A 12,865-nucleotide genomic window follows, 5' to 3' on the forward strand; every position below is an offset into this window, starting at 1 on the left:
GCTCATCGGCGAGTACGGGCCACCCGTCCGCGGTTGTTCGCGCCCACCCGGCGGAGCCGCGTGTCGGCTCCGTCCCGCGCCTCTGGGGTCAGTTGCCCTTCAGGTGACGCATCAGGCGCTCGAAGTCCTGCCAGGCCGAGAGGTCCGACGGGTCGCCGGGCAGCGGGTAGTACAGCGCGGGACGGGTCTTCGGGCCCAGTTCGCGCGGGGGCTCGGCGAGGGGGGTGCGGCGGGCCCGGTCGCCGGGCATCTGGCGGACCTCTTCGGCGCCCAGGACGAAGGCGTACGGCACGCCGGGGCCCTCGAAGTGCGGCGGGACGGACAGGTCGCGGCGGGCGCGGCGGACCTGGACGAGCATGGACTGCAGGTCGTGCCGGGTGGCGAGGGCCTCGGCGGCGGCCGGTACGGCGTCCGTCGGCGGGCTGCTCGCCGGGGCCGTAGCCGAATGCCATGGTCACGTCCTCCTCCACACCGCCCTCGGTACGGCTGATGCGCACGGTCGCGATACCCGGGCGCTCCGGGGTGCCGACGACCACCCCCCAGGTCGGCGCGGGCGAGCGCTCGTACGCCACGTCGGTCAACTGCCGCGGGGACCAGGGGAGGTTGGCGGGCTCCTCGGTGCCCCAGCCGGCCGGCGGTTCACCGGTGATCTCCCGCCATACGGCTTCCACGGCGCCGCCGAGGACGAGGCGGTCGTCGGCCGGATGGACGGTGCGGAAGGAGATCGCCAGCTGGCGTTCGCCGTTGTCGCCCTGTGCGGCGAGGCCTTCCTTGAAGGTGGCGGCCACCGGCGTGCGCGGGTCCTCGCTGGACGCGTCCGGGGGCACGACCGTGACGAAGAGGCCGTTGTTCCACTCCAGGACGGCCCCGGACAGGCCGTCGTAGTAGCCGTCCCGCTCGTCCTGCACCACCCAGCGCGAAGGCCAGCCCGGCAGGCTGTTGCGGACGGCCGGGGAGAGCCGGGAGCCGGCGGGGGTGACGATCTGGAGGCCGAGCCCGGCGTCCGCCGCCGCGCGGAAGGCGTCGGCGAGCCAGGCGGTCATCGCGACGACCGGGCGGTCCTGGATGATGACCGCGACCTTGTCGGTGAGGACGTCCACGGCCGGCTGGGCGGCGGCCGGCACCGGCGCCACGCTCATCCCGTCCGTGTCGACCACGGCCAGCGACCAGGCGGCCTCGGGCGGCCAGACGGTGCCGCCGACCAGCGTGGCGAGCCGGGCGGCGAAGGTACCGGCGAGCTGCTCGGCCTCCTTGACGCCGGTCGTGGCGCGGGCCTCGGTCCACCAGTACGGCACCTCCGGAGCACTCGCTCCGAGCAGCCGCTCGGCCTCGCCCCCGACCTGCACGAGCAGGGGTGCCTCGACGGAGACCAGGGGGCGGCCCCGCTCGTCGCAGAGCTGGACCACCGCGCCTTCCCCCTCGGCACCGACGAGCCGGTCCGGACCTCCGGCGAGCAGCCCCGCGAGCACGCTCAGGGGGTCGGGCATCTTCTTCGTGAGGGTGACGACGTCCTTCGTCATGGATTCACCTGGTCCCCGCGTAGATGGTCTGGATCAGCCGGTTCGGTTCGCCCCTGCGCACCAGCACCCCGCGGCCGGGCGGCTGCGCACTGGCGTACACGCCGGGGAAGAGCCGGCCCTCGCTGCGGTCCCCCGACATCACCAGCGCCGAGGAGCCGGATTCGCGCAGGCCCTGCAGCAACGGCTCGTACAGGCCGCGGGCGGCACCCGCGACCCGGCGGGTGAGGACGAAGTGCAGACCGATGTCGACGGCCGAGGGAATGTACGGCACAAAGGGCGCGAGCGGCTGCTGTCCCGCGGTGGTCAGGACGTCGTAGTCGTCGACGAGGATCACGATCCGCGGGCCGGAGAAGCTGCCCGGCTCCAGCGCCTCGGTGTCCGCGCTCTCGTCGGGCAGCCGCTTCTCCAGCTCGCCGGCGATGCCCACGGCGAGGCCGGCGGCCAGCTTGGAGTTGTAGGCGTAGCCGCCCCGGAACTCCTCCGGGATGGCGCCGCGCAGGCCGCGCCGCGGGTCGAAGACGCCGAAGACGAGTTCCTCCTCGCCGTAGCGCTCGATCAGGCCCTGGGCGATCACCTTGAGCAGGTTGGTCTTGCCGCATTCGCTGTCGCCCATGATCATCAGGTGCTGGTCGTGCTCGAACAGGTCGAGCAGGACCGGCGCCAGCCTGGTCTGGTCGAGGCCGATCGGGACGCGGCGCGGCTCGCCGGCCGGGCCGGGCAGCAGCTCCGGCTCCAGGACGTGCGGCAGCACCCGCACCGGCTGGGCGACCTCGCCGGTCCAGGTGGCGCGGAGCCGGCGGGCGGTGCGCTCCAGGACCGCGCCGAGGTCGGCGGTGTCGGCGAGACCGTCGGTGCGGGCCAGGGCGACCTGGGCGAACAGTTTGCCGTCGGTGAGGACGCGGCCCTTCTCCTCCGGCGCGAGGGTCTCGCCCAGCTTGCGGTCGATGCTGGACTCGCTCGGGTCGTTCAGACGCAGCTCCACGCGGGTGCCGAACTGTGACTGGGTGGCGATGCGTACGTCGTTCCAGCGGAGCATGCCGGCGACGACGTGGATGCCGTAGCCGCCGCCGCGCTTGAGGATGTCGGTGACCGCGTCGTCGAGTTCCTCGAAGTCGTCGCGCAGGGCGCCGAAGCCGTCGATGAGCAGCACGATCTCGGTGGACGCCAGCTCGGGCACCCGGCCGGCGGCGCGCAGGGTGCGCAGCTGCTCCAGCGAGTCGATGGTGTGGATGCGGAAGAGTTCCTCGCGCTGGTCGAGCATGGCGCGCACGGAGTCGATGGTGCGGGCGACGCGCTCGCGGTCGGCGCGTCCGGCGACCCCGCCGACGTGCGGCAGCCCGGACAGGGCCTGCAGTCCGCCGCCGACCAGGTCGAGGCCGTAGATGCCGGCCTCCTGCGGGGTGTGCGTCAGGGCCAGCGAGAGGGCCAGGGTGCGCAGCAGGGTGGTCTTGCCGGACTGCGGGCCGCCGATGACCGCCGCGTGGCCGCCGGACAGCGTGAGGTCCAGGTACCACTGGCCCTGCCACTGCTTGGCCGGGTCGTCGAGGATGCCCAGCGGCACCTGGAGCGGGCCCCCATCGACAGGGGCGCGCGCAGCGCTCGATGGGGGGCGGTGGTCGGGCGACGGGCGGGAGAGCTGCATGCCGCGCGCGCCCACCTCCACGGGGCCGGCCACCTTGTCGAGGGAGATGGCGGTGGGCAGCGGGGGCAGCCAGATCTGGCGTACCGGGCGGGCACCGGCGCCCTCCAACTGGCCGATGAGCACGCCCAGTTGGGTGGGCCCGGTCTCCCGGCGCCGCATCTGCGGCTCGTCGGGCACGGCGTTCCCGTCGTCGCCGAGGGTGTTGTACGCCTCGTACTCCAGGGCCAGCGGCCCGGTGTCCTCGGCGTCGCGCTGCAGCTGCACGGGGCCGCTGTAGGCGCCCGAGACGTAGCTGGCCTTGAACCGCTCGTAATGGCTGGTGTCGACCTTGAGGTAGCCGAAGCCGGGCAGCGGGGGCAGGTGGAAGGCGTCCGTGGTGTCCAGGACCGTACGGGACTCGTCGGCGGAGAAGGTGCGCAGACCGAGCCGGTACGACAGGTAGGTGTCCAGGCCCTTGAGCTTGCCGCCCTCGATGCGCTGCGACGACAGCAGCAGGTGGACGCCGATGGAGCGGCCGATGCGCCCGATGGACAGGAACAGGTCGATGAAGTCCGGCTTGGCGGTGATCAGTTCGCCGAACTCGTCGATGACGACGAACAGGTGCGGCAACGGCTCCAGGTCGGGGCGCTTCTCGGCACGCAGGGCGGCGTAGTGGCCGATGTCGGCGACGTTGCCCGCGTTCTTGAGGACCTGCTGGCGGCGCTTGACCTCGCCGGCGAGCGAGGCGTGGACGCGTTCGACCAGGCCGGCCTGGTTCTCCAGGTTGGTGATGACACCGGCGACGTGCGGGAGGTCCGCGAAGGGGGCGAAGGTGGCGCCGCCCTTGTAGTCGACCAGGACGAGGGAGAGGTCCTCCGGCGGGTGGGTGGCGACCAGGGCGAGGACGAGGGTGCGCAGCAGCTCCGACTTGCCGGAGCCGGTGGCGCCGACGCACAGGCCGTGCGGTCCCATGCCGAGTTCGGAGGACTCCTTCAGGTCGAGCAGCACGGGCTCATGGGAGTCGCTGATGCCGATGGGCACGCGCAGGAAGGCCCGTTCGCCGCGCGGCGCCCACATCCGGTCCAGGTCGAGGTCGGCCACGTCGTCCACGCCCATCAGTTCGGCGAAGTCGACGGGGCCGGAGAGCGGCGCGTCGGCCATCGACTCGGCGGACAGCCGCAGCGGGGCGAGCATCCGGGCGAGGCCCTCGGCGAACGGGATGCCGATCTCGTCGACGGTGCCGTGGGCGCTGATCGGCTCCGGCATGCGCAGGTCCTCGATGACGATCCGCTCGCCGTCGACGGTGATCCGCACGCCCACGCTGCCGGGCTCCTGGATCCGCTGGTCCAGCAGGTGCAGCACGGTGACGCTCATGTCGCGCAGGCCGACCGCGTCATCGGGGCGGGGCAGGTCGATCGCGTCACCGCCGTGCCCGTCCGCCACGACCAGCAGCCGGGAGGTCATGGCGAGGGCGTCCTTGCCGGACAGACCGCGGCGCACCTCGGCCGCATAGGAGGCGCGGCGGCGCAGCTCGGGCCCGATCCGGCGGGCCAGTTGGGGCAGCGAGGGCGCGATGCGGCGGGCGGCGACGGGGCCGTCGAACTGCTCGGTGTCGAGCAGGTGCGGCAGCCACTTGGCCCACTCCCAGTCGGCGATCCGGTCGCCGGGCGCGGCCAGCGCCATCGCCACGTCGTCGGGCGCGTGAGTGGCGGCGGTCTGCACGAGCAGCGCGCGAGCGACCCGGAGGGTGTCCTCGCGGCTGCCGATGACGCTGATGTTGCCGACCCGGTCGAGCGGGACGGTGAGCGGGAGTTCGGTGCCGACGCGGAAGCGGGACACCAGCGCGGACGCCTCGTTCAGCATGAACTCGTCCGGCGGGGTGAGCACGGAGGAGCTCGGCTGGCCCACCTTCAGGTCACGCACCGGCATCTCGCCGGTGCCGACCCGGACCCGCAGGAAGTCGGCGTCCGTCCGGCGCCGCTCCCACAGCCGCGCGGGGTCGCGCACGATGTCGTAGAGCGCGTCCGGCGGCGGGTTGAGCACCTCCGTGCTCTCGCGCCGCTGCCGCTCCTCCCTGGACAGCTCCTCCCGGGTGTCCTCCAGGTAGGAGAGATAGGCCTCGCGCTGGTTACGGCGGGTGCGCTGGGCCTTCCCGCGCTGGGAGAAGAGCAGGACCATCGAGCCGACGATGGTGACGACGAGGATGATCGCGCCCAGCGCGGCGAACTGGCTGTTACGCACGACCGTCATCATCACGACGGACGACATCACACCGGCGACGGGCAGCAGTGAGGTCGCGACGGAACCCGTCTTGCCGTCGGGCAGGTTGGGCGGCGCCTCGATGGTGCGCGACTCCGGGGAGGCCGGGGGCCGGGTGGTGCGGGCCGGCCGGTGTATCAGTCGGGTGCTCATCGTCCTCGCCCTCGGTTGTCCTCAGGTTCCCTTCGTGCAGGGGCTGGTTCAGCGGCTCTTCTGGGAGAGCTGGAAGACCTCCGCGGCCAGCCGGGTGGCCGCCTGGCTGGTGTCCCGCGCGAGCAGGTCGGTACGGATGACGCCCCCGGCCGCCAGATGCCGGTCGTACGGCAGGGTCCGCACGCTCGCCCCGGTCGCCTTCAACTGCTCGGCGGCCTTGTCGACGTCGACACCGGTGTGCGGCACGGTCTCGGTGAGCACGACCACGGTCGTGCTGGTGATGTCCCGGGGCAGCCCGTGCATCCACTGCAGGACCGCCCGCGTGCTGGCGATGCCCTCCAGCGTGGCGGGCACGGTGAGAACGCGGGCCTGCGCGGCGGACAGCGCGGTGCGGGCGACCTCTGCGGGCATCGTCTCGCAGTCCACGACCGTCACCCCGAAGTAGCGGCGCATCGACACCATCACCCGCTCGTAGGCCTTGGTGTCGAGCATCGCCCCGACCTGCCCCTGGCTGCCGGGCAACAGCCACGCGTTGTCGGGAAGTTGGACCAGGTAGCCGGTCACGTCGAGGAGCGACATCTGGGGCTGTACGACGTCGGCGAGGTCGCCGGTGGTCCAGCGCAGCCTCTCCGCGCCGAGCCGCAACGGCAGCGAGCCGAGCGCCGGATCGGCCTCGACGACGAGAGTCGGATCCTGGCGGTAGTGGGCGTACGTGGTGCCGAGCAGGGCGGCGACGGTCGTCTTGCCCGAGCCGCCGCGGATGGAGGTGACGGCGATCTGCCGGCCGGTGGTGACCGGTTGCTGCAGCACCTCGGCGGTCGCGGTGATCTCGGCGACCTCGCGCGCGGCCGAGGAGGAAACGGCACGGCGTACGGCACGCAGGGCACGGGTGCTGAACGGCTCCCCGTGCCGCGGGCCCCGACCGGCGGAGGCGAGCTTCTCGTCCACGACCGGGCGGGAGTCGGGGGTGGGGCGGGGGGAGCGGGCGCGGGGGGCGGGGGCTTGGGGTTGGGCTTGGGGGTGGGGTTGGGCTTGGGGGTGGGGGTGGGGGTGGGATTGAGGGTGGGGGTGAGATTGGGGTTGGGGCTGCGGGACTTGCTGCGACTGGGCCTGGGCTTGGGCTTGGGCTTGGGCTTGCGGGACTTGCTGGGGCTGGGCGGGTGCGGGCTGTTGCTGGGGATACGGCTGCTGTTGAAGGTGGCCGTGGCCGTAGGGCTGCTGCTGGTGGGCGGCGGCCTGGTCGCCGTACGGCTGCTGCCGACCGTATCCCTGCTGTGGGTGGCCGTACGGCGGCTGCGGCTGCGGCGGCTGCGGCGGCTGCGCGGGGGCGGCCTGCTGCTGGTGGCCGTAGGCAGGCGCCTGGCCCTGCGGCGGAACGTTCTGCGGGGGCGGGCCCGGCTGCTGTTCCCGCTGCTGGGGAGGCTGTTGGGGCTGGGGGCCGGGTTGTTGAGGTGGCTGCTGTTGGGGGTGTTGGGGCTGTTGGGGGTGTTGGGGGTGTTGGGGCTCTGCGCCCGGTTGCTGAGGCGTCGGTTGGGGCTCTGCGCCAGGTTGTGGGGCACGCTGCCGGGCCGTGCCGCCCCTCAGGTCGCGCAGCACGTCGTTCTGCCAGTTGTCCCCACTCGGCATGTCGCCCTTCTCTCCCGCTACGCCGCCGCCTTGTCGTCCGCCCGGAACGACGGTGCGGCGGCGCCTGGATCTTCGAAGCCTCAGAACTTGTTGAGCAGTTGCCCGTAGATGCCGAACACCCCGATGGCGAGCGGGAACAGCCCGATCACGCCGAGGGACTCGATCAGGTCGGCGAACCGCCGCAGCCGTACCCGCATATGCTCCGGCGGCTCCACCGCGAGGGCCAGCAGCGGCAGCAGTGCAGCCGCGGCGAGGAGGACCAGCGCGCCGGCACCCTCCGCCTGGTCCAGCCACAGCACCGCGAGACGTACGACGAGCAGCGCCGCCGCCCCGAGCAGCGCCACGACCTCCGCGAGCAGCGGGAAGGCCCGCGCCCGGGACAGCAGCACGACGGCGGTGACGGAGGCGAGGGACACCGTCCAGACGGTCGGCTCCTCCCCGGTGGTCAGCAGCCAGCCGCCCGCGGCCGCCGACGCGGCGGTGACCACGGTGGCGAGGGCGAGCCCGCGATGGGTGGCGGCGAGGGCGTTGGCGACCTCGTGCCGGCTCACCGACGTACCCGAGGAGCGCTTGTCGTCGAGCCCGGTGAGGCCCGAGGCCATCAACGCCAGCCTCGGCAGCAGCCCGAGCAGGATGAGGGAGACCACGGCCATCACGGCGCCGATCCTGTCGCCCCGGTCCTGCACAAGGGCGACGGCCTCCCACAGCGCGGTCACGCCGACGATCGCCCCGGCCCCGATCAGCCCGCCGCGGCCGAGCGGCGAACAGTAGGCGAGCAGCATGAGCGGGAGCGCGAGTGCGGCGGCGACACCGGCCAGCCGGGCGGTCCAGGACCAGTCGTAGGCGTCGGCGGCGGTCCACGCGGTCAGCACGCCGAGCGCGCCGGACGCGAGCAGCAGGGCGGTGGCCAGCCCCCGGTTGCCCTGCCCGATCCTCGCGACCGCCGCACCGGCGACCAGGAACACCGCGGTGACGACCGCGAGCCCGGCGGCGACGGACTCCAGCGCGAACTCGCGCCGGGCCAGCAGCGCCGCGATCACGGCGAACACCACGGTGGCGACACCGGCGGCGGGACGGCGTACGGCGGGACGCCAACGCCAGCCACGCAGGTCGAGGTCGTCGGCGACCTGGTCGGTGACGTCGTGCACGACCGGCGCCGGCGGTGCGGCGTGGGCCCGGACGAGACGCAGCACGGCGCCGTCGGGGACCTCCGCCGACGACAGCGTGGCGTCGTGCGGCAGCGCCGAGCCGTCGGAGGTGAGCAGTTGCCGGGTGGCCGGCCGGGACGCGGCCCGGTCGTCGAGCAACTGCAGGATCTCGGGGAGCAGTTGGCCGATCGGAGTGTCCGACGGCAGCACGAGGTCGGCGCGTCGCCGCTCACCGATCAGAGTGACCCTGCTGAGCTGGGTCCGGAACGCCGTTGCTGTGCTCACCACTCACCGGAACCTATCATCGCGTCGTTTCGGCCATCGGCGTGCGCTGACGTGGTCACGTCGGCCATGGATGCCGTACTCACTGCTTCTCCGCGCCCTTGCCGCCGGCACCGCTAGGTGAGGCGCTGGGAGTCGGGACGTACAGCTGCTGCTGTTGCTGTTGCTGCTGCTTCTCCTCGGCCCTCTGCTCGTCCAAGGTGGACTGGAGGAAGGACCAGCCGACGCATCCGGCGCACAGTACGGCCGCGATCGCGATGCCCGCGAACATCTTGCCGAACCGCTCGTCCGCCGTCCGCCGCCCGCGCTGCGCGCCGAACAGCAGCGCGTCACGCATCCGGCGCCGGCGCACCGCCACCGACTCCAGCAGTTGGCTGTCGTAGTCCCGTGCCATTCAGTCGTCCAGTCGTCGTCCTGCTTGTGCGTAGGGGTCAGTCGCCCGGGGCGAGGCCGAGATGCTGCCGCATGGCGGCGTACTTGTGCGTGAGCCGCCGGGCGGTGTGCTCGTCGAGTACGGCGAGACGGCCGGGGTCGGCGTTGTGCGCGAGGTCGGCCGCCTTGACCAGCCGGGCGCCCGGGGTGGCCAGGATCCGGCGCGCGTACGCCTCCTGCTCCTCGCCCGCGCGCTTGGTCACGGCCCGCACGACGTCCTTCGTGCGCTGCGGCAGTGCGGCCGTTTCCAGCCACTCCTCGCTCAGCACCCCGTCCTCCACGGCGTCGTGCAGCCACGCGGCGGCGATGAGCTCGTCTCCCCCGCCCCTGGCTCGCACCCCCTCGGCGACGGCCGCCAGATGCTCGGCGTAAGGCCGTCCGGCCTTGTCCGTCTGCCCGGCGTGCGCGGCACGGGCGACGGCCTCGACCTCGGCCGGACCCAGGTCTTGCGGCATGCGATACCCCCTGTTTCGTGTCCGCAACGCAGTTTCCGCAACATAAGACAGGGACGCGCCATGCGTACAGCCGGGGTACGGACACCTCCCGGCCATCGTCACGGCCCTCCTGCCAGCCCCGTCACGATCATGACCAGCACCCCCAGCACCGGGACGAGCGCCACGTACGCGCGCGGCCGACGGCGGATGGGGACACCGGGGTCGTAGCGCGGGCCGTCGGGGCCAGGCCCGGGTGCCGGGAGCTTCTTCACCTTGCGCACGGCGACGAGGTTGCGGACCAGCGTCAACGGCGCGAAGAGGAGGAGGGAGAACGGGCTCCACCAGCCCACGCAGAGCGTGTGAGTGGTCAGGGCCCGGTACACCGCCAGCCCGCAGGTCATGCACATGGGGCCGGCCATCTTCTTGAACCCCATGAAGACGATCAGGCCTCGGTGGGCTCGGAACGTGACGTCTGCGGCGGGGGAACCTCCACAGAACTTGCACACGGAGGGGGCGGGGTCGGGGGATTTCGGCTGTGGGGCGGTGGCGGGTTGCTCGACGGCCGGATCGTCGTCGGGTGCGGGCCGGTCGGTGGAAGGGTCGGCGTACCAGGCGCGGAGGGAGGTGGCTATGGCGTCGAGGAACCCACTCTCCGCGGCCTCGGCGATCATCCCGTCGCAGACCCGCTCCCCGCGCACGATCGCCGCGGCGGCACGCATGGCGTCGGCGGGATGCAGTCGGCCGTCCTCCGGCAGTTCGGGCATCGGGTTGCCCATCCACCGGTACTCGGGGGTGACGACGCCGATACCGTCCAGTGCGGCAACAGCCCGCCGCATCCGCTCGCTGTAGAGCGGGAACGCCACATGGGTGGCACCGCTCGGCAGCCTGTTCCCGCCACCCCACTTCACGTCCCGGTCCTCGTCCGTGAGCGCGTCGAAAGCGTCGGCGAGTTCCTGCCACGCTTCCGTGTCGTCACGGTCGAGTTGGGCGAGCAGGCGCCGACGGTCGGCCGGGGTGACGGTGAAGGCGAGCGCTTCGACGGCGGCTTTGTCGGGAGCGTCGCTGACCGGCCCGCCGCCGGGCTCCCGGCTGAGCAGATTGAGGACGCCGAGGGGAGTGAGGCCACGCTCCCGAGCCTCACGGATCCTGCCGTACCACTCCATCCCGGCCTCGTTGGCGCTGCTGCTGCTCGCCTTCCGGTACATCCACTCGACGTCATCGGCATCGCACCAGGCGTAGCCGATCACTTCTCCGTCGGGAGCGGTGACGGTGATGTAGCGCACGGGGTTGATCATGCTGCTCAGGCCCGGTCGGCCACTACCTCCACAAGCCGTAGTTCCTCGTTCGGACACGGGTCGGCCGACTGTTCGCTAGGCACCCTTGGCGAGGGCCTCGACCGCGGCGGCGTTCGGGGCGTCGGCGAGGGAGCCTGGGAGGGGGCGACCCTTGCCAGCAGTCTCTGGGGTGCCGTACAACTCGGCCAAGGCCTGGGACGGCAGAAGGCACCGCTTCTTGGCATCGCGCAGCCGCCGGATCCAGAAGCCGCCCTCGTTCACCGCGCGAGGGCCACCCGACTCCCGTGGTTCATATGCGGCGGCGTCTTCGTCACCGGCCCAGAGATGCCCGAGGATCGAGCCGTTCTCCTTGTCGACGACGGTGAAGTACTGCACCGGGTTCTCGGTCCAGTCCTGGTAGCGCGCCGGACCACCCGGCTTCTCCCTGAACTGCAAATCTTCTGCGAAGCGCGGATTGGCCGACCGGGGGTCAGCCACCCGAGGCCCTCTCTCTGAGTGCGGCAAGCGTCGGGGCCTCGGCGAGGGAGCCCGGAACGACGTGGCTCTGCTCACTGTCGTTCATGCCTCGTGCCAGCTCGGCGAGCAGGGCCGTGGGAGTAAGCTCCCGGGCCTTGCCGTCGCGCAGAGCCCGCCCCCACCTGGCACCGGCGTTGACAGCGTTGGGCGGAAGTCCCGGCGGCACCACAAAGCCGGCCGCACCGTCCCTGTCGTTGGCCCACACGTACCCGATGACGGTGCCGGTGCGGTCGGCGACACTGAGGTACGTGACCGGCCCATCGGTATGACGGTTGTACTTCGCTGGGCCCGCCACGTGCTTGAATTGCCAGTCTTCCTCGAAACGCGAGGGCAATGGTTGTTCGTTGCTCATGAAGTCCATGTTTCTCTATGTCCGCCTGATGTGCGATGACGGCCCTCTCCCGCGCCTGCCAAGGGCCGTCTGCTACGGCAGCCTCGGCAAAACCTCTCCGTAGAGGTGCCACTTGCCGGCCGTGTCCTGGAAGACGCGCGTCACCTTGACGTCCGAACCGCGAGCAAGCAACAGTTCCCGCTCTCCCTTGTTCACGGAGATGTGGTCGATCCAGAGCGCGGGTGTGCCCTGCGGCACCCGTAGGTGCATGATCATCGGCTGGTAGTCGAAAGCTGCGGTCTTACCGAGCGACGTGGAGGTGAACCCATCGTCCTTGACGATCGTGCCCTCAAGGTCGGACAACATGTCCACCCTTTCGAGGAGGTGGTCGTAGCCAGTGCCTCGGACGACCATGATGTCTTCCGGCACGGCGCGTCCGCCCATCACCCGGTCCATGTTGGGGTGTGTCAATTTAACGGCTGATCTTGGTTGTTGATGGTCAGTTGTTGCTCGGGGTGAGGCGGCCATCGAAGGCGATCTGGAACGCGTTCAGGGGTGCTTTCCAGCGCATGGTCCACCTCTTGCGGCCCTTGCCGGTCGGGTCCAGGCTCATCAGCGCCATGTAGATGCACTTGAGGGCGGCGGCCTCGTTGGGGAAGTGCCCGCGGGCCCGGACGGCCCTGCGGATGCGGGCGTTGACGCTCTCGATCGCGTTCGTGCTGCAGATGACCTTGCGGATCTCGACGTCGAAGGAGAGGAAGGGCACGAACTCGGCCCAGGCGTCCGACCACAGCTTCACGATCGCCGGATACTTTCGGCCCCACGTCTCCTGGAACTCGAGGAACCGCTCCGTCGCCGCGTCCTCGCTGGGCGCGGTGTAGACGGGCTTGAGAGCCTTGGCGACCTTGTCCCAGTCCTGGCGGGCCGCATATCGGAACGAGTTCCGCAGCAGGTGAACCACACACGTCTGGACGATCGTGCGAGGCCAGACGGTCTCCACCGCCTCGGGAAAACCCTTCAGCCCGTCGCAGACCAGCATCAGCACGTCGTCCAGGCCGCGGTTCTTCAGCTCGGTGAACACGTGCAGCCAGTACTTGGCGCCCTCTCCGCCGTCGCCGGCCCAGATGCCGAGGATGTCGCGGGTCCCGTCCACCGTCACCGCCATCACGACATAGACCGGACGGTTCGCGACCTGCCCGTCCCTGATCTTGACGTTGATGGCATCCACGAACAAAACCGGGTAAACAC

The 12,865-nt window shown here is 71.6% G+C and carries 11 protein-coding genes and 1 pseudogene; 1 reads left to right on the top strand and 11 read right to left on the bottom strand.

Going from position 1 to position 12,865, the window contains the following annotated elements; all coding sequences use genetic code 11:
* Positions 1-88: 88 nt before the first annotated feature.
* From GFH49_RS25585 to GFH49_RS25595, 3 genes and pseudogenes are all read right to left on the bottom strand, one after another.
* A pseudogene (locus tag GFH49_RS25585) lies at positions 89-1,520 on the bottom strand (DUF6177 family protein).
* Positions 1,521-1,524: 4 nt separating this feature from the next.
* Positions 1,525-5,553, bottom strand: a complete 4,029-nt coding sequence (gene eccCa, locus GFH49_RS25590; RefSeq protein ID WP_155058444.1) for a type VII secretion protein EccCa — start codon at positions 5,551-5,553, stop codon at positions 1,525-1,527.
* Between the two features lie 48 nt (positions 5,554-5,601).
* On the bottom strand, positions 5,602-6,501 hold the full coding sequence (locus GFH49_RS25595) for a nucleotide-binding protein (RefSeq protein ID WP_155058445.1): 900 nt from the start codon (positions 6,499-6,501) through the stop codon (positions 5,602-5,604).
* Between the two features lie 186 nt (positions 6,502-6,687).
* On the opposite strand from GFH49_RS25595, the gene GFH49_RS25600 reads away from it, so the two are divergent.
* Positions 6,688-7,287, top strand: coding sequence for a hypothetical protein (locus GFH49_RS25600; protein WP_155058446.1), 600 nt, complete (start codon positions 6,688-6,690; stop codon positions 7,285-7,287).
* On the opposite strand, the gene eccD is transcribed toward GFH49_RS25600, so the two are convergent.
* The 8 genes from eccD to GFH49_RS25640 form a co-directional block, all read right to left on the bottom strand.
* Positions 7,260-8,615, bottom strand: coding sequence for a type VII secretion integral membrane protein EccD (gene eccD, locus GFH49_RS25605; protein ID WP_155058447.1), 1,356 nt, complete (start codon positions 8,613-8,615; stop codon positions 7,260-7,262). The two genes, GFH49_RS25600 and eccD, sit on opposite strands and share 28 nt — an antisense overlap.
* Positions 8,616-8,691: 76 nt before the next feature.
* Positions 8,692-9,003 (bottom strand): hypothetical protein, encoded by a 312-nt coding sequence (locus tag GFH49_RS25610; protein ID WP_155058448.1) that lies wholly within the window; start codon positions 9,001-9,003, stop codon positions 8,692-8,694.
* A 37-nt stretch (positions 9,004-9,040) separates the two neighbouring features.
* Positions 9,041-9,496 carry an HD domain-containing protein gene (locus tag GFH49_RS25615; protein ID WP_155058449.1) on the bottom strand — a complete coding sequence of 152 codons (456 nt, stop codon included), beginning with the start codon at positions 9,494-9,496 and terminating at the stop codon, positions 9,041-9,043.
* A gap of 98 nt (positions 9,497-9,594) precedes the next feature.
* Positions 9,595-10,770: a DUF6508 domain-containing protein gene (locus GFH49_RS25620; RefSeq protein WP_155058450.1), complete on the bottom strand. Its 1,176-nt coding sequence runs from the start codon at positions 10,768-10,770 to the stop codon at positions 9,595-9,597.
* Between the two features lie 75 nt (positions 10,771-10,845).
* Positions 10,846-11,247 carry a hypothetical protein gene (locus GFH49_RS25625; protein WP_155058451.1) on the bottom strand — a complete coding sequence of 134 codons (402 nt, stop codon included), beginning with the start codon at positions 11,245-11,247 and terminating at the stop codon, positions 10,846-10,848.
* A complete protein-coding gene (locus tag GFH49_RS25630) occupies positions 11,240-11,647 on the bottom strand; it encodes a hypothetical protein (protein WP_155058452.1) in 408 nt (135 codons plus the stop codon). Before GFH49_RS25630 ends, GFH49_RS25625 begins: the two co-directional genes overlap by 8 nt.
* Before the next feature lie 63 nt (positions 11,648-11,710).
* The gene (locus tag GFH49_RS25635; RefSeq protein WP_230396485.1) at positions 11,711-12,073 is read right to left on the bottom strand and encodes an ADP-ribosyltransferase; all 363 of its coding nucleotides are present in this window, start codon (positions 12,071-12,073) and stop codon (positions 11,711-11,713) included.
* A gap of 43 nt (positions 12,074-12,116) precedes the next feature.
* The coding region (locus GFH49_RS25640) for an IS256 family transposase (RefSeq protein WP_155053941.1) at positions 12,117-12,865 on the bottom strand (749 nt) is incomplete at its 5' end.

The organism is Streptomyces blattellae, from assembly GCF_009709555.1.
GTDB lineage: Bacteria > Actinomycetota > Actinomycetes > Streptomycetales > Streptomycetaceae > Streptomyces > Streptomyces blattellae.